This is a genomic window from Crateriforma spongiae, assembly GCF_012290005.1.
GTDB lineage: Bacteria > Planctomycetota > Planctomycetia > Pirellulales > Pirellulaceae > Crateriforma > Crateriforma spongiae.
The window spans coordinates 572,124-592,463 of record NZ_JAAXMS010000001.1; the positions used below are offsets into that span (position 1 = coordinate 572,124).

Below are 20,340 nucleotides of genomic sequence, written 5' to 3' on the forward strand. Positions count from 1 at the left end.
CACCAATCACCAGGACATCGATGACACGGGCGCTTTGGTGGAATTGCACGTTTCATCGACAATCACACCGTCTCGCATGGACACAATACGGTCGGCGATCTGACCAATCGCCGCATTGTGTGTGATCACCGCCGTCGTCGTCCCTAATTCCGCGTTGATGTTGGAGATCGCTTCCAAAACGGTGATTCCCGTATGAGCGTCCAATGCACCGGTGGGTTCATCGCATAGCAGGACGTCGGGCCTTTTGGCGATGGCCCGGGCGATGGCCACCCGTTGTTGCTGGCCGCCGGAAAGCTGACTGGGGAAGTGATCCAAACGATCGGACAGCCCCACAATGTCCAAGGCTTCTTCGGCGGTCATCGGATCGGCGGCGATGTCGGTCACTAGGCTGACGTTTTCGCGTGCCGTCAGACTGGGAATCAGGTTGTAGAACTGGAAGACGAAACCAACGGATTCTCGTCGAAACCATGTCAAGCGGTTGGCGTCCGCGCGTGTCATGTCCAGATCGCGGTAACGGACTTCGCCCGCGGTCGGAACATCCAATCCGCCCATGATGTTCAGCAACGTGCTTTTGCCGCTGCCGCTGGGGCCCAACAAGACGACGAATTCACTCTCAGGAATCCGCAGATTCACGCCACGTAGAGCGTGGACCTGGACTTCGCCCATCGGATAAACCTTGGTCAATCCGCGGATGTCGTAAACCGTTTCGTTGGGATCACTGGGCATCAAAGCCGATCGGTTGATGGGGCCGCAGATACGGAATTGCCCCGGTTGCTGGGCTGTTGACTGGATGGCGGCTCGTTCAACAGTGTATCGCCTGCCATCGACGGGGCACGACGCTTGGTCGGATTCGGTTGTGATCGACGGGGATTGGTCCGAGAACAAAAGCTGTTACCATCGAATCACAGATGCCCATTTTGGGGCCTGACAGAGTGCCGGGCCTTTGCATCGTGTCCAATCGCGTTCCGCAGTTACCTCCGGCGTTCATCACGCCACGCCCGATGCAATTGATCCGATCCTTTATTGCTGTTCCGTTGGAGAAACCGGTCGAACGATCGGCCGTCAAACTGCTGAAATCGTTGCAGCAAGAACAGGATGGTATTCGTTGGGTACCGGCGGAAAATTTGCATCTGACTTTGAAATTTTTGGGCGACGTGGACAACCGTCAGGTGCCCGCGGTTTGCGAAGCGATTCGTTCGGTGGTGTCACAAGTGGATGCGTTTCCGCTGGCGTTTCGCGGAACCATGGCGCTGCCCTCCGATTTGAAGGCTCGCGTTTTGTGCGCGGGGGTGGACGACCCAACGCAAACGCTGGTTCAGATGGTCGCTTCGCTTGAAACGGCGATGGCGGAATTAGGGTTCAAACCGGAGGCTCGTGACTATGTGCCTCACCTGACCTTGGGCCGGGTTCGCAAGACGTCGCGTCGCGCCAACGATGATGTTTTGCGCCGTCTGCGGGCACAACAGGACGTTCATCTGGGAACCATGACCGCCGATCGCGCCCTGTTGATGGCCAGCTTTCTGGATCGCGGTGGCCCCACGTACCAAGTCATGGCGACGATTCCATTCGGGCAGTAAGACCTGGGCGGCCCGCCGTGACGGTCAGATCGGCTCGCGGCCTTTCGTGCTGGCCAAAATCGTCGAGGTCAAATCGTATGAGGGATTCCAATGAGTGACGAAACCACCACCATCGCCGAGCTGAAACAGGTGGTCGATCGTTTTGTCAGCGAACGGGAATGGCACGCGTTTCACAACCCGAAAAATCTTGCGATGTCGCTGTCGATCGAGGCAGCCGAACTGATGGAACACTTTCAGTGGCTGACTCAGGACGAAGCAGACGCGGTCATCGGACAACCTGAAAACCGTCACGAAATTGGCGAGGAAATTGCGGATTGCCTGGCTTATCTGCTGTCACTGGCGAACGTGATGAACTTGGATTTGGACCAAACCCTGCGGCGGAAAATGGTGAAAAACGCCGCAAAATATCCGGTCGAAACGTCACGTGGCGTGGCGCGGCCGAACCCCTCGGGCGAAACAAGCGTCTAAAAGGTATCTGCATCGCCGGCCGGTATCCGACGGCGACGTCGCCAAATGCTCGGACGCGTCTATAATGATGGCGTCCTCGAAAACCCCAGGAGTCATCGATTTCTACCTATCGTGAACCACGCAACCAGGCGTTTGACGAACCGGAAAAAAGCATTCTGGCAAGGCTGATTTTGCCGGATCAAACGGTCGATGACGATCCACTGGAAGAACTGCATGGGCTGGCGATCACCGCCGGTACCGAAGTCGTGGACGAATTGATCCAGCGACGCCCCAATCCAAGCCACTCGACCTATTTGGGAAAAGGAAAGGTCGAGGAGCTACGGATGCTGGTCCAAGAACATGACGCGGACGTGGTCATTTTCGACAACGACTTGTCGCCCGCGCAGGTCCGTAATTTGGAAAAAGAGGTCAAGGCGAAAGTGCTTGACCGGACCGAGTTGATTCTGGACATCTTTGCCGCCGGTGCCCGCACCCATGAATCGCGTTTGGCGATCGAGCTGGCGCAGCTGGAATATTCGTTGCCGCGTCTGAAACGAATGTGGACGCACCTTTCGCGTCAATCCATGGGCGTGGGGATGCGGGGCCCCGGAGAAAAACAATTGGAAGTCGACCGGCGCCTGGCGCAAAAGCGAATCCGTGATCTGAGGGCGGAACTGTCGAAGGTCGAACGTCGACGCGAAGTTCAGGTGGCGTCACGCAAAGAAGCTCCCACGGTGTCATTGGTTGGCTACACCAACGCCGGCAAAAGCACGTTGATGAATCGGCTGACCGAAGCCGATGTAGAAGCCGCGGATAAACTGTTCGCAACGCTCGATACCCGCACCCGTCGCTGGGCCATTCCCGGTTGGGGCACGGTTCTGCTGAGTGATACGGTCGGGTTTATCCGAGACCTGCCACACTCGTTGGTTGCCAGCTTCAAGTCGACGTTGGAAGAAACTCGGCAAGCCGAATTGCTTCTGCATGTTGCTGACGCGAGTCACCCCAACGTTTTTCAGCAAATTTCATCGGTCTATGCCGTTTTGGAAGAACTGGGCATTGAAGAGAAGCGGACGCTGCTGTTGCTGAACAAGATTGACATGATCGATTCACCGATACAGTTAAATCGAGTGCTGGATCGCTACCCCAATGCGATTCCAGTCAGCGCGCGGCAAGGTAAAGGAATGGATGCGTTGACCGAAGCCGTTGGGCAGGTGCTGGGAAGAGAGTTCTTGGATTTGAAAGTGACGGTCGATCCCGCCGATGGAAGACTGCTGGCGTACTTGGCGTCCAAGGGCGAGGTGAAGGCTCGCGACTTTGAATCGGACAAAGTGCAGATTCACGTCCGCATGCCGGCCGGGGCAATGGGACCGGTTCATCGATGGGCCTTGGAAATCACTCCGGTGCAACGGTTCGAATCCGGTGGCTTGGCGGCCAAGGAAGATGATCGTGGCACGGGCGACGAATCGATCGGCGGTCCGGCCAACAACGATATGCCGCCGATGGGCAATGAGTCCTTCGACGCTGAAATCCCCAGGTCCAGCGGCGAAGTTGCCTAAGCATCGAAGCTTTTGATCGGTCGCCACCCTTCCACCTGAGCTTTTTTCATCCGCCGTTGTGTTTGTTCACTTGGAGTGCTGTTGAATGTGGACGCGGTGGAACCCCGATGGCAGCACCGCCATTGTCACGGGGGCAAGCAGCGGAGTCGGTTATCAATTCTGTCGCTTGGCGACATCCAAGGGATGCCGCGTCGTCGCGGTGGCTCGGCGTTTGGAAAAACTGGAACAGTTGCTTCAAGATTGTCCCAAGGGGGCGGTCCGTTTGGTGCCGGGCGATATCACCTCGAACCAGACGTGTGATTCGGCCATCGAAACGGTCCAAGACTGGAGCGGCGGTCAACTGGATCTGCTTGTCAACAACGCCGGGATTGGTGCCATCGGACCTTTCGTTGACGCCTCCCCGGACCGACTTCGCCGCATCATGGAAGTCAACTTTTTCGCAGCCACCGAATGGACCCGCAGGTGTTTGCCTTCATTGTTGCGGGGGCGAAACCCGGTCGTTTGCCACGTGGGAAGCGTCCTTGGACACTGCGGTGTGCCCAATAAAAGCGAATACTGCGCCAGCAAATTCGCCCTGCATGGTTGGCATGATGCGATCTGTGCCGAACTGCGTGGCACCGTCCTGCGGTCGACTTTGGTTAGCCCGAGCACCACAAGAAGCGAATTTTTTGATTCGCTGATTGATTCGGATCCGGCCCAGCGTTCTGTCAGTGTCGGATCTTGGCCACCGGAAAAGGTCGCCCGGGAAATGTTTCACGCAATCGTCCGACGACGACGCGAAGTCGTTTGCAGTGTGGGTGGGAAAGCGTTGGTTTGGGCTGACCGACTTTTTCCCGGGATGACCCACCGAATTTTGTCGCGAACGGCAAAGTAAACTTCGTTCTGGCGGTGGTTGATCCGCCAGCTAAGAAGTGGGGGTTAGGCCGCACGGACTAGTTCAGATTGCACCGATTCCAACAAAGCCACGTCGATTTTCTGTAATTGATGGGCCGACCCGATCATTAAAGCCAGTTCGGCTACCCTGCCGATCCAGCCGATGCGGCCTTCGCCCAATTCGTGCAAACGAACAAGTGCCGTATCGGTGAAGGGAAGCGAATGTTCGCTCGCTCGGCCTCCCGCGACGACCGACTCCATCGCCCAGCGAACGTAACGGCAAGAATCTTCTAACGAAAATGGGGGCAATTCCATTCGCAACGGAACTTGCCCCAACGCAAGGCAACAATCGCGTGCTGATTCGCCGTTGACGCCCAGAACAATGGTCAAATCGGATTCACGACGAATCAATTCGCCGGCAACTTCGGCAGTTTGGCGGTCGCAGTCGTCAATCATCCAAACGGTGCGAACCCCTTGGCGGCCCAGGCTGCGGATCTGATCAATGACTTTTCCCGGCACCTTGGACGGTGTTGTCTGCAACCGAAGCTGATGCGCGATCCGCTGCCACGGAACATCAGGGGAATCAACCTGACCAGCGGTCATGATCATTTGTACTGCGGTGTCGCCAAAACCGGTGCTTTGCGACAGATGACGCAACAACGATGTTTGTCCACACCCGTCTTCGGCCATCAACAATCCGCCTACCATTGCCCCACTGACGAGGCAATGGAACCGAGCGATCACTTCACGCTGCGGGGTTCCGGCAAAGAATCCCACTTCTGCACAGCGTCCAAACGGGTTGGAATGCAATGACCAATGCTTTAGATAATCCATACGGAATCTCGGCTTCCTGCCTGCGGTGTCCGGCGCTTTTCGATTCTTCCATTATCGGGTCGCGACACCGCGTCGCTTGAATCTTCGAGCGATGCCGATTCACGCGATGAAGCGATCGTCGCGGTCACCCCCTTCGCCGACCAGCAAATTCAATGACCCGACGCTATTACCAACCGGACCTGCCGCAGGTTGCCGGTACGAATTTTTCGTTGGATGAAACGGAGGCCGGTCATGCGATCCGCGTGATGCGTGTGAAACCGGGCGATCACCTTCAGCTATTTGACGGTCGAGGCCGAATTGCTACTGCCGAGGTCACTCTGGTCAATCGAAAAGCATGCCAATGCCAATTATTGAATGCGCCGTCGGAAACAGAGGTGATGCAGCGAAGGGTAAAGATGGGCATCGCGTTCCCCAAGGGCGATCGATGCAAACGGATGATCGAAAGCCTGACGGAGCTGGGGATTGATACGGTTGTTCCGATTACGGCGGAAAGATCACAGCGTCCCGAGTCGGAAGCGACCTTGCAAAAGCTTCGCCGCACCATCATCGAGTCATGCAAGCAGTCGGGGCGAAATCACCTGATGCAACTAAAGTCTCCACAGACCCTCGAAGAATTTGCGAGCGGTGCCGTAGAGAATTGCCGCTGGGTTGCGGATCCACGAGGAGAAGAGCCTGATTCCGCGACCGCGGCGCAAAGTGATGGGATCTGTGTGCTAGTCGGTCCTGAAGGCGGGTTCACTGACGACGAAGTTTCGTTGGCCACCGCCCGGGGATTCACATCTCTTGCGCTGGGCCATTCGATTTTGCGGATCGAAACCGCAGCAATTGTTGCGGGGGCCAAAGCGGTCGGGGCGGTATGAACAAACGCAGGCTCGACCGTGCCATAGCGTTGAGTTGCACGTCGGTGGTTGAATTCTGACCCAAGGGTGAAGCAACGATGGCCTGGCAACACATTGGCGGACCATCCGGGGGCCGGACAGGGCAAGATCAGGAGTGCGCACAAAAAAAGCCTTGGATGGCGAACCATCCAAGGCGTTTTTAAAAATCCGGCAATACCTACTTTCACGCTGGTGTGCACTATCATCGGCTCGGAAAGCTTGACTGCTGTGTTCGGGATGGGAACAGGTAGAACCTTTCCGATATAGTCGCCGGAAAGACCACGACGGGGATATTACACCGCCGTCGTGGCCGAGTTGTTTGGTAGTATGGCAGAGCAAGTTCGAGAAGCGATTGTAAAAACCGACAGTCTCTCGAGTGCGGGATATCGATGGCCAAATTTTCGCCCGTTAGTACTGGTTAGCTTAACACGTTACCGTGCTTACACGTCCAGCCTATCAACCAAGTCGTCTTCTTGGGGGCTTTCGACAAATGTCTACGAATCCTAATCTCTGGGCGGGCTTCACGCTTAGATGCTTTCAGCGTTTATCCTTTCCGAAGTTAGCTATCCAGCCGTGCCGCTAGCGCGACAACTGGTACACCAGAGCTTCGTCCAACTAAATCCTCTCGTACTAAAGTTGAATCCCATCAAGATTCGAACGCCCACGGCAGATAGGGACCGACCTGTCTCACGACGGTCTGAACCCAGCTCACGTACCACTTTCATTGGCGAACAGCCAAACCCTTGGGAGCTTCTACACCCCCAGGATGTGATGAGCCGACATCGAGGTGCCAAACCGCATCGCCGCTGTGGACGCTCGGATGCGATAAGCCTGTTATCCCCGGAGTACCTTTTATCTGATGAGCGATAACCCTTCCATTCGGGATTACCGGATCACTAAGGCCTACTTTCGTATCTGCTCGACTTATGGGTCTCGCAGTTAAGCACACTTTTACCTTTACGCTCTTCGCCTGATTGCCAACCAGGCTGAGTGTACCTTTGCACTCCTCCGTTACTCTTTGGGAGGAGACCGCCCCAGTCAAACTGCCCGACTGACACTGTCCGTTGCCCTGATTCAAGGGATCAACGTTAGAATTAAAATATGACCAGGCTGGTATTTCAACAACGGCTCCACCAACACTAGCGTGCCGGTTTCAAAGCCTCCCAGCTATCCTACACAAGACATATCTCAACCCAATATCAGCCTACAGTAAAGGTTCACGGGGTCTTTCCGTCTAACCGCGGGTATGTGGCATCTTCACCACAACTACAATTTCACCGGGTCGGTGGTTGAGACAGTGCTCAAATCGTTACGCCTTTCATGCAGGTCGGAACTTACCCGACAAGGAACTTCGCTACCTTAGGACCCTCATAGTTAGGGCCGCCGTTTACTGGGGCTTCGGTCGCTTGCTTCGCTAATGCTAACAATCTTCCTTAACCTACCAGCACCGGGCAGGCGTCAGTCTCTATACATCCACTTGCGTGTTAGCAGAGACCTGTGTTTTTGATAAACAGTCGTTAGAGCCGATTTTCTGTGGCCCACTCTCGTGGGCGCCCCTTATCGCGAACTTACGGGGCCATTTTGCAGAGTTCCTTAACCACCGTTCTCCCGAGCGCCTTAGAATTCTCATCTCGCCTACCTGTGTCAGTTTTAGTACGGTCAGTTGCTTAACCTAGTGGCTTTTCTTGGACGTCCTTCCAGTGACTTCGAGAACTTAAACGCTCTCGAGCTAAGCCTTGATAAACACCAGTATTTTAACCCTGGATCTCTCAGCTTTCGCTACGGACATTTCTATTCGTACCGCTCACTTTCTGGACGCCGTCCCCACATCGGATACACAACCGGCGCAGGAATGTTGACCTGCTATCCATCGTCTACGCCTTTCGGCCTCGACTAAGGGACCGGCTAACCCTGGGCGGAATTGCCTTCCCCAGGAAACCTTAGGCTTTCGGCGAACAGGATTCTCACCTGTTTTATCGTTACTCATTCCGGCATAATCACTCGATGACCCCGACACCGCTCGTTACCGTACGGCTCGTATCTGGTCATCGACGCTCTCCTACCGCTCTAGTAAACTAGAGCCCGCTGCTTCGGTGTCATACTTACTCCCGTTCATTATCGGCGCAGAAATGCTCGACTGGTAAGCTGTTACGCACTTTTTAAATGGTGGCTGCTTCTAAGCCAACATCCCAGCTGTCACGGCACTTCAACTTCCTTAGTGACTAAGTATGTCTTCGGGACCTTAGCAGGCGATCTGGGTTGTTTCCCTCTCGACCCTGGAGCTTATCCCCCAGGGACTGACTGCCGAGATAGTTTTACCGGTATTCGGAGTTTGGTTCGGTGGGGTACCCCGGGAAGGGCCCCCATCCGATTCAGTATCTCTACCCCCGGTAAATAGTGGCTCGACGCTATCCCTCAAGATATTTCGGAGAGAACGAGCTATCTGCTGGTTTGATTACACTTTCAGTCCTCCCCACAGGTCATCCCCTCAGTTTTCAACCTAAGTGGGTTCGGTCCTCCACGCAGTTTAACCCGCGCTTCAACCTGCCCATGGGTAGATCACACAGCTTTCGCGTCTGCAGCAAACGACATATCGCCCTATTCAGACTCGGTTTCCCTTGGGCTTCGTCCCGTAAGGACTTAACCAAGCCGTTTACCACAACTCGCCGGATCATTATGCAAAAGGCACGCCGTCACACATTAACGTGCTCCGACCGCTTGTAGGCACATGGTTTCAGGTTCACATTCCTCCCCTAGCAGGGGTTCTTCTCACCCTTCACTCACGCTACTGGTACGCTATCGGTCGTTAAGGAGTATTTAGCCTTACGGGATGGTCCCCGCAGATTCAGCCCAGGTTTCACGTGACTGGGCCTACTCAGGTGCTCCTACGGTGTGAAAAAGTTTTCGCATACGGGACTGTCACCCCCTGTGGTGCGCCTTTCCAAACGCTTCCGCTAACTTTTCACAATCCGATATTGGAGTCCTACAACCCCGCGAGGGAAACCCTCACGGTTTGGGCTATTCCGATTTCGCTCGCCGCTACTGACGGAATCGATTTTTCTTTCTGTTCCTCTGGTTACTTAGATGTTTCAGTTCACCAGGTTGTAACGAACCTGCCTATGGATTCAGCAGGCCGCAATCGGGAATCCCGGGATCATCGCTTGTTTGTCAACTTCCCCAGGCATTTCGCAGACTTCCACGCCCTTCTAACACTTAACGCCAAGACATCCCCCATGTGCCCTTCGTCATTTGGCCACCGAAATCCCGAACTCGAAAACTCACCCATGAACCGAACCCCAAAAGGACTCGAGTCATGAAGGAAGTTATTCGAATCTGTTGAATTTCGTTTCCAATGACTGAAACGATATCACATGTAAGTTTTGCTAGCCGCAGTTTCGCGAACACAATCGCACGCACTGTTTCCAGTAACCCTTGACGTGACTCACTCACCTGCTTGGCAAAACTATCGCACAGAATCCTGTCAGAATTCACACGCCATCACTCATCTAGCTCACCTTTCGGCGGACTACCAAAGTGCTGGCGACGCTTCTTTATTGAACTTGTCACTCGCAGCCTTGCACTGTGTGCATTGGCTACGCGTGGTGCTCTTATTCAGATGCCAACTACCAAACAACCAAATTGTCAAAAATCAATTCCGCTACTGTGCCCGTGGGCGTTTTGCGGGACGCTGCTGTGGGCAGCCGGTCGAGACGCTTAGCGTTGTCGCTTGGCGTCTCAGCCGGTCACTCACGAGCGAGCGGGAAAGTTATCGTCGCCAGGTGGCGGCGTCAACCGGAGAATCATCGAAAGTTTTGAAAACTTTCATCGTTTCTCCTTGCCCCGCCGGAGCGGAGCCAGTCGCCCCGCCGGAGCGGAGCAGGACGCTCTGGCGGAGCAGAGCTGGGTGACCTTTGATCGCCCGGTGAAGGGCGTCTGTCAGGTCGAGGAGCAGAAGGATAGCGAGCCGGCGGCTGGCGTCAACTCCGTTTTTGAAGTTTTCCTTCTGGCTTCTCAAGTGGAGGTAGACGGACTCGAACCGACGACATTCTGCTTGCAAAGCAGACGCTCTCCCAACTGAGCTATACCCCCAAAAAATGGGCCGAGGGAGGTGGGTTCGGTGGTGATCCGATTGAAAACCGTCTCGCCGGAAACCCTGTCCCTCAAAGTGGGCGTACCAAGATTCGAACTTGGGACCTCATCGTTATCAGCGATGCGCTCTAACCAACTGAGCTATACGCCCGAACCGGATGACGACCAAGCGTCGTCCGATGGGTCGCGGAGTTTACGCCATCCTGGTCCAGGCTGCCAAGGCAGTCGGCCAGGACTTTTTGAGGTTTTTCTTCATCGGCCCTTCTTGGTCGACACTTCAGTCAATCTGCCGGGCGGATCGTTCCCCCTGGCATCGGATCCGCCGGGGCAATGATGCAGCGATGCAGCGGTCCGGCGGCCCGGCGAATTTCGACGTGTCGGCCAAATCCGTGAATCTCTACAATCGACGTTCCAGCCGTTTGTCGCGGCGTGGTTTGCCGGAAAAGATGCACTCTTTCTGTGGCGAAACGATGCGACGATGGGCGGTTTCCGAGCTCGGGGAGCCGGTTCGGTACCGGCGCGAGGCCCGGGCAATGGCCCTCGCCCCCCCTCCCTTTTACCGATCGATTTCGAAGGAATTGGAATCACATGTTTGGACATCTGTGCCGATCAGGCTCTTTGCCCGCTTTCGTAATGGCCGCGACGCTGGGTTGGTCGGCCACCGCCTCGGCGGCTCCCACCGTGGCTCAGGCGCTCGGTCTAAAGCCGGTCCAGCCCAATGTGGACTACCAAAAGGTGGACGATGCCACCGGATGCAAGCTGGAAGATATCGAACGCGATGATTGGGCGGGCTGGGAAGTCGTCTCGCCCGAAGGGGAAACGCTGCGGCGATTCGCCGACACCAACGGGGACAGCAAGGTCGACTTGTGGTGCTATTACCGGTACGGCGTGGAGGTCTATCGCGACGTCGATTCGAACTTCAACGGAAAAGCCGACCAGTATCGCTGGATGGGCACCGAAGGCATCCGCTGGGGCTTGGACGACAATGAAGACGCCACGGTCGATCGCTGGAAGCAGATCTCGGCCGAAGAGGTTTCCGCAGAGCTGGTCGCCGCCATTCGAGATGCCGACGCGAAGCGATTCGGTGCCCTGTTGGCCGATCAACGTGATCTGACTCGTGCCGGTTTGGGCGCGGCTCAGGCGAAGGAGTTGGCTGAGAAGGCATCGCTGGCCGCACGCCGGTTCGCCCGATTGGCCGATTCGCAGAAGACCATCGGCAAAGAAGCCAACTGGGTTCAGTTCACCGCAACGGCCCCCGGCGTGGTTCCCGCCGGCACCCAAGACGCGACCCGCGATTTCATCGTCTACGAAAACGCCGTGGCGATGTATGAGAGCGACGGGAAAAGCGGCCAGTTGGTGATCGGCACCATGATCAAGGTCGACGACGGATGGAAGCTGGTGGATTTGCCGTCGATGCCCGCTGCGGGCGAAGCGATCGAACAAACAGCGGGAATCTTTTTCCGCCCCGTCGTCTCGACCGGTGCCGGTGCCGTTTCCGGCGGTGTCGGCGGCGCGGAAATGCAAAAAATGGTCACCGCACTGGAGGCGATCGATCGCCAGCTGGCGGAGGAAAAGAGTGCCGCCAAATTGGCCGATTTGCACGCCCGTCGCGCCGACGTGGTGGAACAGTTGATCGCCAATTCGCCCAGCAACGCTGACAAGCAGATGTGGGTGCGGCAACTGGTCGACACCGTCGGTTTCGCCGTTCAAAGCGGAGCCTATCCCAAGGGGCTGGATCGTTTGAAGCAGGCCCGTAAACGCTATGCGGGATCCGACGAGTCGCTGAAGTCGTACATCGATTTTCAAGTCCTGAGTACGGAATACGCGGCCAAGCTGCAGCCCGGTGCCGATTCGGTCGACGTCCAAGAGTGGTACTTGGAGCAATTGACGGCGTTCGTGAAGGCACACCCGAGGGCCGCCGAATCTGCCCAAGCCATGTTGCAATTGGCGTTGGGCAAAGAGTTCGAGGACAACGAAAAGGAAGCGTTGGATTATTACCGCCAGATCGCCAGCCGTTTCAAAGGCACCGACGCGGCGCAAAAAGCGGCCGGCGCGATCCGGCGTCTGGACAGCGTCGGCAAAGCGGTCGATCTGAGCGGCAAAACCGTCGCCGGACAACCGTTCCGTTTGGCTTCGTTGCGTGGCAAACCGGTGATCGTTCAGTACTGGGCGACCTGGTGCGAACCGTGCAAGGAAGACATGAAGCAGTTGCGGCGTCTGAAGGCCCAATACCGACGCGCCGGCTTGGAAGTCGTCGGCATCAGCGTCGACAGCTCGCGGCAACAAGCGGAATCGTTCATCAAAGCCAACAGCATGCCTTGGATCCAACTGTTCGAAGACGGCGGTTTGGATTCCAGCCCGCTGGCCTTGCAGTTCGGCGTTCAAACGCTGCCGACGATGATGCTGATCGATAAGCGTGGGGCTCTGGTCCGGCACAACGTCAGCCGTGACGAGCTGGAAGCCGAGCTGAAAAAGCTGGTTCGATAGCGTCCGGTTGCCTGATCCACCGTCGTCCCCTTTAGCGGATCGGTGGGACGAGCGTCCGTCCATCGGCCGCCCCTGATTTCTCGCCGAGTGCGAAGGTCGGGGGCGGCCTTTTTTGGGTTTCGACGCGACCTGCATAGGCCGTCGTCGGCGGGCGGGTGATTTGTCGCTTGCGGCGTACGTGCGTGCCTTTGGGGTGTTTAAGGGGTGCGATCGGTTTATAATCGTGGCCCGTTGATGATCGCGTCTGGTGGGGCGACGGGGCGTGGGGCATTGGAATGCGGCCCGGTCTTATCTGTCCCTTGGGAGCACCCCTTTGGACGCATCCCGTTGGGCGCACTCGGTGATTTGGTCGCCGTTTCTTGTCGATTCTTCCTGCAACGTCACCCGTGTCGTCCCAGCGTGCCGAACGTGAAAAAAGATCAATTGCGGCGATTGAAAGCGGCGCAAAAGCGGCGGGCCAAGCGTCAAGTTGCCGACGATCATCCGATCGCCGCTCGGCGGTCTCAGCGGGATCGTCCGGATCCCGTTGAGCAGGCCTATGGTCGTCTGGTCGAAACGGTGTTGGGATGGGCGGAGACGGTGTCGGGACGCGGCCGGCATGATGTCTCGGCGGCGAGTCGGTGTTTTCTGAAGTTCTCCGATCCTCGCGAGCCGACCGCCGCGGAATTGTTGCGGCGTATCGATGCGTTGTCGTCCGGCAAGGACGTGACCGAACGCCATTTGCGTGTCGCGGTGCAGCGTTTATTGGAACTTGCATCGGAATACGAGAGTGCCGAGCAGAATGACGCCGCGCTGTTGGATTATCTGCGAATGATCAGCCAGTAACCGCCGGGACGGTTGCCGTCGCAGCGTTCCGCTTCCGGGCGGATCCGATTTTGCACGGATCCAAAAGTCGCGTTTGCGTCGGCGGAGTCGACACTTTGCCGGTTCGCGGTCGCACGTCATACTCGACGGGCAAGGTGTTGGTTCGGCGCCGTTGGCTTTGCCCGCACGAGTGTTTGCGTTCCGGCCGAGCGACGATGCCGATTCGGTCGCGCCGTCATCGGTGCTCGGCGTGGACGGATGGCATTCGCTGGACTGTGCCCAACAATTTCCGAGGCGATCGATGCGGATCGCCTTGGGTTCGTTTTCCTCTTCTGTCTCAGGATGGTTCTCTGGTGTTTAAAGGTCTCGGAAATCTCGGCAACCTGGCCGGACTGGTCGGCAGCTTTCAAGAGTTGCCTGGCAAAATGCAGGAATTGAACGAACGCATGAAGTCGGAAACCGTGACCGCGACGTCGGGGTGCCAGCGGGTGGAGGTCGTGATGAACGGCGTCGGCCATGTGCAGTCGGTCCGAATTGATCCTGAATTTGTCGGGGCGGAATTGGAAGAAGCGGTTCTGGAGGCCACCAATGCCGCCGGTGCGGCGGCCAAGCAGATGTACGCCGATGCGATCAGCAACATGGTGTCGGAAATGAACCTGAACGTCCCCGGCATCGACGGCATGTTGGCCAGTCTGACCGGCAGCAAGTGAGCCCACGGGTCATGGCGTCGCAAAACAATTCAGGTCAATCCGGGGCCGTGTCCGATCTGGTCGATCACTTGTCCAGATTGCCAGGAATCGGACGAAAAAGCGCCGAGCGTCTGGCGTTCCACCTGTTGCGCGTCCATGAATCCGAAGCGATCGCATTGGCCGACGCCATTCGGCGGGTGCGCCAGGATGTCCGGTATTGCGAGCACTGTTTCAATCTGTGCGAAACGACCGCGTGCCAGATCTGCAGCGATCCGAACCGCGATGCGACGCGGCTGTGCGTGGTCGAACAGCCGCGTGACTTGATGAGCTTGGAGCAATCCGGCGTCTACAAAGGGCTGTACCACGTTCTGTTAGGACGGATCGCGCCACTGGACGGTATCGGCCCGGATCAACTGACGATCGACGCCTTGGTGGATCGCGTGCGGACCGGAAATTTCGTGGAAGTCATCATGGCGACCAATCCGACGGTCGAAGGCGACGGCACATCACTGTACGTCAGTAACCTGCTGGGCGAATTTCCGGTCCAGGTCACTCGACTGGCCCGTGGGATTACCGCCGGAAGCATTCTGGAATACGCCAATCGCGAAGTGATTGCGGATGCCTTAACCGGTCGACAAAAACTATAATGGGTTTCGGCACGAAATTCGCGTAGTAAGATCGGGCTGCCGTTCGGAACGCGGCGTGCTGACCGCGGGGCCTGTTGGCAATCCCACGGCTCGGCAATCCCCGTGTTTAACCCGTGCCGCCGCAAATCGCGGACGCGTCGGCGATTTGCCGGTGTTGGCCAACGGGATGATCGACCGACGGTGGGTCGGGCGACGGGAGTGTCGCCTTCAAGGACGTCCTTTTTTCAAAAAGTGAAAATCAGTCATGCGCATGTCGATGGGCCTGCAGGCCCGCCAAATGCAAGTCCAGAAATTGGCACCCCGGATGATCCAGTCGATGGAGATTCTGCAGATGCCCACGCTGGCATTGCAGGAACGCATCGACCAGGAATTGACCGAAAACCCACTGTTGGAACAGCTGGAAACGGATCCGCTGAGTGCCGATGAATCGTCCGACGACGCACCTTCATCGGACACCCGCAGCGAGGACGAAAAAGAATTGGTCGTCCGCGACGACAGCGACAATCGTGACGATTTTGAACGGCTGACCAATTCGGAAAACGATCTGCCCAGTTCGTTCGACGATTCGTTTCGTCGCAGTGCCGGCGGCATCCAAGACGATATGGATCGCCGTCACGATTTGATGGCCAACGCGCAGTCGCGGCCGGAATCGCTGAACGACTTTCTGCTGCATCAGTTGGCGGAAATGGACATCGACGACGAGGTCGAACAGGTCGCCGAACGGATCATCAGCACGTTGGACGCCCGCGACGGTGGCTACCTGCGAACGCCGCTGGTCGATCTGCTGCCCGCCGGTCATGCGGACGAAGCACTCGCGAAAGCCGAAGAGGCGTTGGGAGTGGTCCAGTCGCTCGAGCCGGTGGGGATCGCTTCACGCAACCTGAGCGAATGTTTGCTGAAGCAAGTGCCGGCCGACCACCCGCATTTGGACGAAATTACCACGCTGATTGAATCGCATCTGGAAGACTTGGCCGAAAACCGGCTGCCGCAGATCGCACGCAAGACGGGCTACTCGATCGAGCTGATCCAGGAATTGCGGGAAGAACTGCACAAGCTGAATCCCAAACCAGGCGCGGCATTCATGGAGACCTACGTCCCCAATGTCACGCCGGACATCATTCTGGAACGTGACGAAAACGGCGAATACAAAGTCCGCCTGGAAGACGACCGAATCCCAAGTTTGCGGATCAGCGAGTATTACCGGCGACGGTTGCAGGCGTCGGACTGCACCGATGAAGAACGCGAATTCATCAAGCAAAAGGTCAACGGGGCCCAGTGGCTGATCGATTCGATCAACCAACGCCGCAACACATTGCTGAAAGTCAGCGAAGCGATCGTCACCCACCAAAAGAGGTTCTTGGACGAAGGTCCCGAGGCGATCGAACCGTTGAAGATGCAGCAGGTCGCCGACGACGTAGGCGTCCACGTGACCACGGTCAGTCGTGCGGTCGACGACAAATGGATCCAAACGCCGCGGGGAATCTTGCCGTTGCGTCGCTTCTTTGTCGGTGGGACCAAAACCGAAGACGGCGAAGACGTGGCTTGGGACACGATCCGCTTGAAATTGCAGGAATTGATCGACAAGGAAGACAAATCCAAGCCGTTGGCCGACGAGCACTTGGTCGAAGAGCTGAAGAAGGCCGGCATGACGGTCGCTCGCCGGACGGTCACCAAGTATCGCAAAAAGATGGGGATCCCCAGCAGCCGTCAACGTCGCGATTGGTCGCTGGTCAAGAAATAGCCCACACCGGTCACGCGTCGGTGCGGGCCAGTTTCCAGTACACGCGGCAACGTTTGCGAAACGCGGCGGGGGACTCGGCGAATAGACGGCGTCCGCATCGCACTGCTTTTCGGGAAAGCTGGTTTCGGCGGTCGTCCAAATGCCGTATTAGCTTGTCAGCGCCGGCCGGCAGTTCACCTTCCTTTTGGAAACGCCGCAGGGTTTCGCCCAGCACGTCGACGTCGTGTAGGTCGCCCAAGACTTCCGCCAGCTTTTTGGCATCGTCGCGGTTTCCGGCCAAGCCTTGCTTCCAAATCGGCTGGAGTAAACGCAGGTGATACCAGTGGTATTTCACTCGTTTTCGCCACTGATGCATGTGGTCGGTGGATGGATCTTCGGTGGCGATTCGCATCGCGTCATGGGCCCGGTGCAGCGTTTTTTGCAGGCCTTCGCCCAGCGATTCGAACGAACCCCGTTTGCCGTCCCGCCAATTCCAACGATCGATGCCACGCAGAGCTTGTTGCAGTTCGGTTCTTGCGTCCTGCCAAATCGACTGCGGTTCAGGTTTTGAACTGACACTTCGGTCGGCCGGATTTTTCAGCGATTGAGCCTGGCGGATTTCGGCACGCTCGTGTTGCAGCAAATGTCGGGCTTGCAAATAGGCCTCGGTCAATTTGGTGGAATCGGTCGACGGAATCTCCGTGGCGATCTGGTCCAGGGTGGTCAGCTGCGTCTTGGCATCGCGCAGTTCGGAAAACTTTCGTGCCAGGTCTCGAAAGCGTGCGTTTTCGCGGTCGTAGGTTTTGGGCATCGCCGGGCGAGCCAATCGCAGCAGGCCGCGGATTTTCTTGCACCGCTTTCGCAGTTGGTGAACTTTTTCCGCGTCGTCGGTTTCCGGAGACCGGATCTCCAGCAACGCTTCGCGAATCTGTTCTTTGGCGACGCGGCGAGTCATGTGGGCGGCGGTTTCGCCGGGCTTCAGGCGATAGCTCATGGTGGCGAATCTGAAAATGGGAATCTGCGGTGACCGGGTTCCGCGGGCGGTGTGAACTGTGTGGCAGCTTGTGGTCAATCGGCCGGCGGCAACGAGCGATGACAGGGCAATTGTCGTACCGGCACACCATGCAAAGAGCGAAATTCCGGCGGTCGGGGCGTCCAGTGCGACATTCTTTCCGATTAGAATGGATGGCTCGTTCGCCTGCCCCATGCTTCGCCCTTTCCGGTGCCCTGCCCGACGTCTTGCTTGGCGTTTCACCGTTGCCGGCGAAGATCCCCGAACACGACGCGGATCCCGATCGTCTGTGCGTCGGTGGAATCCGTTTCGCACGGCGACCTTTGCCCTCCATCCATTCCCGCTATTTGCATTCCATCCACCAAGGCGATTGATCATGCATCGGTCCATCCCAGTCGCATTGCCCGTCTCGGCCCTGCGACGCGGTTTCGTATTTCTCTGTTTCAGTCTGGCGGCCACATCCGTTGTTCCGGTTTCGGCATGTGCTGAGGAGTACCAGATCGGTCCCGATTCCCAAGTCCAGGATGTTCCGCACGGAAAAGTGACGCAGTACGAATGGACCGAAAGCCAGGTCTTTCCCGGAACGAAGCGACGCTACAGCGTTTACGTCCCGGCGCAGTACGACGGCAGTTCGCCGGCCGCACTGATGGTGTTCCAAGACGGGCACAATTTTGAACAGATCGATTCGGGATACCGAGTGCCCGTCGTGTTCGACAATTTGATCGCCAAAGGCCAAATGCCGGTCACGATTGCGGTGATGATCGATCCCGGTACGCACAAGGAATTGCCGGAAAAGCGAGGTTGGAAACCGACGCCAACCAATCGCAGTTTCGAATATGACACCGTCAGCGGCGACTACGCAGAATTCTTACTGACGGAAATCCTGCCCGAGGTCGAAAAGGAATACCGCATCACCCAGAACCCCGAGCTGCGTGCAATTTGTGGCAACAGCAGCGGCGGCATCTGTGCGTTCGGTGTCGCTTGGCACCGGCCCGATAGCTTTCGCAAAGTGGTGTCCCACATCGGCAGCTTCGTCAACATCCGTGGCGGTCACAATTACGAGGCCATGGTTCGAAAAACCGACAAAAAGCCGCTGCGTGTCTTCATGCAAGACGGATCGGGTGACCTGGACAACGTGCACGGGAACTGGCCGTTGGCCAATCAGGAACTCTCGGCATCGCTGAAGTTCAAAGGCTATGACCACAAATTCGTGTACGGCACCGGTGGGCACAATGGTGAACACGGCACAGCCATTTTTCCCGATACGCTGCGTTGGGTCTGGCGTGGATGGGAAAAGGAAACGCCCTGAGCCGTGTCGTTGATGTGGGGCGCGTCGGTGGGTCTGGTGTCGTTGACGACGTCAGGTTGATCGCCGCGGCCGGTGATGTTGCAATCCCTTGGTCATTCCTGCTTCCGTGAATCATTACAACCCCGTTCCCGACATGCCCGAGGAATCCGCCGTGCCCGCTTCGCCTTCCCCCGAGGGCCACGACGAAGCGTTGGACATCGCATTTGCGGTGCCACAAACCCATCGTCTGCGGATGACGACAGACTTGGCCGGGCCTCAGTTTGCGGTGCTGGAGCAACTGTTGGCGATCGACGTGGTGCCGGGAACGTCCGCCAAAGTCTTGTTGTGGGTGGATGCGGAAGTCGCCGCGGCGGGTGATTTTCCGCTGCGTTTATCGCAACGTCTGGCTTCGTCCGACGCGATCAATCTGGTCGCCCCGATGATGGAGGTCCAAGGCGGCGAAGCGGTCAAGAATTCCGAAGTCGTGCTGCGACAGATGCTGTCGCAGATCAACGACCACGATTTAGATCGCCGCAGCACGATCATCGTCGTGGGCGGCGGAGCGGTTTTGGATGCGGCCGGTTTTGCGGCAGCGATCGCCCACCGTGGGATACGACTGATTCGCGTGCCGACCACCGTTTTGGCGCAGGCCGACAGTGGGGTCGGGGTCAAGAACGCCATCAACTACTTCGGAAAAAAGAATTGGATCGGCACGTTCGCCGTGCCTTGGGCGGTGATCAACGATGCGTCCGTGTTGCAGACCTTGCCCGATCGTGACTTCCGATCGGGTTTCACCGAAGCGGTCAAAGTCAGCTTGCTGAAAGACGCGGCGGGGTTCGAATGGCTGCACCATCATGCGGATCAGATCCGCGCCCGCGAAAGCCGTTCTTGTCGGGTCGCGATTCGTGAATCTTGCGTTCACCACCTGCGGCACATCACCCAGGGTGGTGATCCGTTTGAGATGTTGGAAGCAAGGCCTTTGGATTTCGGTCATTGGTCGGCGCACCGCCTGGAACCTTTGACCGGGTACCGATTGCGGCACGGCGAAGCGGTGGGGATCGGCGTGGCGATCGACTGTCTTTATTCGTCTTTGGTGCTCGGGTTTCCCACGCATGCTGCTGAAAAGGTCATCGACTGTCTGCGAAGGTTGGGCGTCCCGCTGTGGGACCAAGCGATCGATCCGGTCGATCGTTTGTTTCAGGGTTTAGAAGAATTTCGGCAACATTTGGGCGGGCGTCTGACCATCACGATGCTGCGAGACATCGGTGATCCCGTTGATGTACACGAAATCGACACGAACGCCATGGCCAAGGCGATTCAGCAATTACGGGAAATGGCTGGCGCATCAGCGGGCTGATGCCGGCCGGCGCACCACGGTTTTCTTGTTTGGGCCGCTTTGCCCAGGGGGGACCCGCCATTGGGCTGCGACAGAATGCGTG

At 57.3% G+C, this 20,340-nt stretch carries 16 protein-coding genes, 2 tRNA genes and 2 rRNA genes; 13 read left to right on the top strand and 7 right to left on the bottom strand.

The annotated features are described in order from the left end of the window. Positions 1–6: 6 nt before the first annotated feature. Positions 7–726, bottom strand: a complete 720-nt coding sequence (locus tag HFP54_RS02120) for an ABC transporter ATP-binding protein (protein WP_168563884.1) — start codon at positions 724–726, stop codon at positions 7–9. 275 nt (positions 727–1,001) lie between these two features. Here HFP54_RS02120 and thpR point away from each other — a divergent pair, with 275 nt between their 5' ends. From thpR to HFP54_RS02140, 4 genes are all read left to right on the top strand, one after another. Then, positions 1,002–1,577, top strand: a complete 576-nt coding sequence (gene thpR / locus HFP54_RS02125; RefSeq protein WP_146412127.1) for an RNA 2',3'-cyclic phosphodiesterase — start codon at positions 1,002–1,004, stop codon at positions 1,575–1,577. A gap of 90 nt (positions 1,578–1,667) precedes the next feature. Beyond that, positions 1,668–2,045, top strand: coding sequence for a nucleotide pyrophosphohydrolase (locus HFP54_RS02130; RefSeq protein WP_146412129.1), 378 nt, complete (start codon positions 1,668–1,670; stop codon positions 2,043–2,045). A 164-nt stretch (positions 2,046–2,209) separates the two neighbouring features. Next, a complete protein-coding gene (gene hflX, locus HFP54_RS02135) occupies positions 2,210–3,580 on the top strand; it encodes a GTPase HflX (protein WP_261346669.1) in 1,371 nt (456 codons plus the stop codon). A gap of 85 nt (positions 3,581–3,665) precedes the next feature. Continuing rightward, a complete protein-coding gene (locus HFP54_RS02140) occupies positions 3,666–4,454 on the top strand; it encodes an SDR family NAD(P)-dependent oxidoreductase (protein WP_168563885.1) in 789 nt (262 codons plus the stop codon). A 44-nt stretch (positions 4,455–4,498) separates the two neighbouring features. Here the strand turns inward: HFP54_RS02140 and HFP54_RS02145 are convergent, their stop codons facing one another. Further along, positions 4,499–5,287 (bottom strand): hypothetical protein, encoded by a 789-nt coding sequence (locus HFP54_RS02145; RefSeq protein ID WP_146412135.1) that lies wholly within the window; start codon positions 5,285–5,287, stop codon positions 4,499–4,501. 152 nt (positions 5,288–5,439) lie between these two features. Here HFP54_RS02145 and HFP54_RS02150 point away from each other — a divergent pair, with 152 nt between their 5' ends. Then, positions 5,440–6,147 carry an RsmE family RNA methyltransferase gene (locus tag HFP54_RS02150; protein WP_168563886.1) on the top strand — a complete coding sequence of 236 codons (708 nt, stop codon included), beginning with the start codon at positions 5,440–5,442 and terminating at the stop codon, positions 6,145–6,147. Between the two features lie 184 nt (positions 6,148–6,331). Here HFP54_RS02150 and rrf read toward each other — a convergent pair. The 4 genes from rrf to HFP54_RS02170 form a co-directional block, all read right to left on the bottom strand. Beyond that, positions 6,332–6,440: ribosomal RNA gene (gene rrf / locus HFP54_RS02155) — 5S ribosomal RNA — on the bottom strand. Between the two features lie 114 nt (positions 6,441–6,554). Then, a 23S ribosomal RNA gene (locus HFP54_RS02160) occupies positions 6,555–9,420 on the bottom strand. Positions 9,421–10,181: 761 nt separating this feature from the next. Continuing rightward, positions 10,182–10,254, bottom strand: a tRNA-Ala gene (locus tag HFP54_RS02165). 77 nt (positions 10,255–10,331) lie between these two features. Continuing rightward, positions 10,332–10,405 (bottom strand) — tRNA-Ile (locus HFP54_RS02170). 482 nt (positions 10,406–10,887) lie between these two features. On the opposite strand from HFP54_RS02170, the gene HFP54_RS02175 reads away from it, so the two are divergent. From HFP54_RS02175 to rpoN, 5 genes are all read left to right on the top strand, one after another. Continuing rightward, a complete protein-coding gene (locus HFP54_RS02175; protein WP_235951190.1) occupies positions 10,888–12,741 on the top strand; it encodes a redoxin domain-containing protein in 1,854 nt (617 codons plus the stop codon). A gap of 408 nt (positions 12,742–13,149) precedes the next feature. Beyond that, on the top strand, positions 13,150–13,566 hold the full coding sequence (locus HFP54_RS02180) for a hypothetical protein (protein WP_168563888.1): 417 nt from the start codon (positions 13,150–13,152) through the stop codon (positions 13,564–13,566). Positions 13,567–13,898: 332 nt separating this feature from the next. After that, positions 13,899–14,255, top strand: a complete 357-nt coding sequence (locus tag HFP54_RS25905; protein WP_146412142.1) for a YbaB/EbfC family nucleoid-associated protein — start codon at positions 13,899–13,901, stop codon at positions 14,253–14,255. Between the two features lie 11 nt (positions 14,256–14,266). After that, positions 14,267–14,881, top strand: coding sequence for a recombination mediator RecR (gene recR / locus HFP54_RS02190; protein ID WP_145301248.1), 615 nt, complete (start codon positions 14,267–14,269; stop codon positions 14,879–14,881). A gap of 244 nt (positions 14,882–15,125) precedes the next feature. Beyond that, on the top strand, positions 15,126–16,622 hold the full coding sequence (gene rpoN / locus HFP54_RS02195) for an RNA polymerase factor sigma-54 (protein WP_168563889.1): 1,497 nt from the start codon (positions 15,126–15,128) through the stop codon (positions 16,620–16,622). 10 nt (positions 16,623–16,632) lie between these two features. Here the strand turns inward: rpoN and HFP54_RS02200 are convergent, their stop codons facing one another. Continuing rightward, positions 16,633–17,595, bottom strand: a complete 963-nt coding sequence (locus tag HFP54_RS02200; RefSeq protein ID WP_168563890.1) for a CHAD domain-containing protein — start codon at positions 17,593–17,595, stop codon at positions 16,633–16,635. Positions 17,596–17,786: 191 nt separating this feature from the next. On the opposite strand from HFP54_RS02200, the gene HFP54_RS02205 reads away from it, so the two are divergent. From HFP54_RS02205 to HFP54_RS02215, 3 genes are all read left to right on the top strand, one after another. Continuing rightward, complete coding sequence (locus HFP54_RS02205; protein WP_146412146.1) at positions 17,787–17,987, top strand: hypothetical protein; 201 nt, start codon at positions 17,787–17,789, stop codon at positions 17,985–17,987. A gap of 2 nt (positions 17,988–17,989) precedes the next feature. Beyond that, positions 17,990–18,922 (top strand): alpha/beta hydrolase, encoded by a 933-nt coding sequence (locus HFP54_RS02210; protein WP_168563891.1) that lies wholly within the window; start codon positions 17,990–17,992, stop codon positions 18,920–18,922. Positions 18,923–19,028: 106 nt separating this feature from the next. Beyond that, positions 19,029–20,258, top strand: a complete 1,230-nt coding sequence (locus HFP54_RS02215) for a 3-dehydroquinate synthase (protein WP_315853832.1) — start codon at positions 19,029–19,031, stop codon at positions 20,256–20,258. Positions 20,259–20,340: the final 82 nt, after the last annotated feature.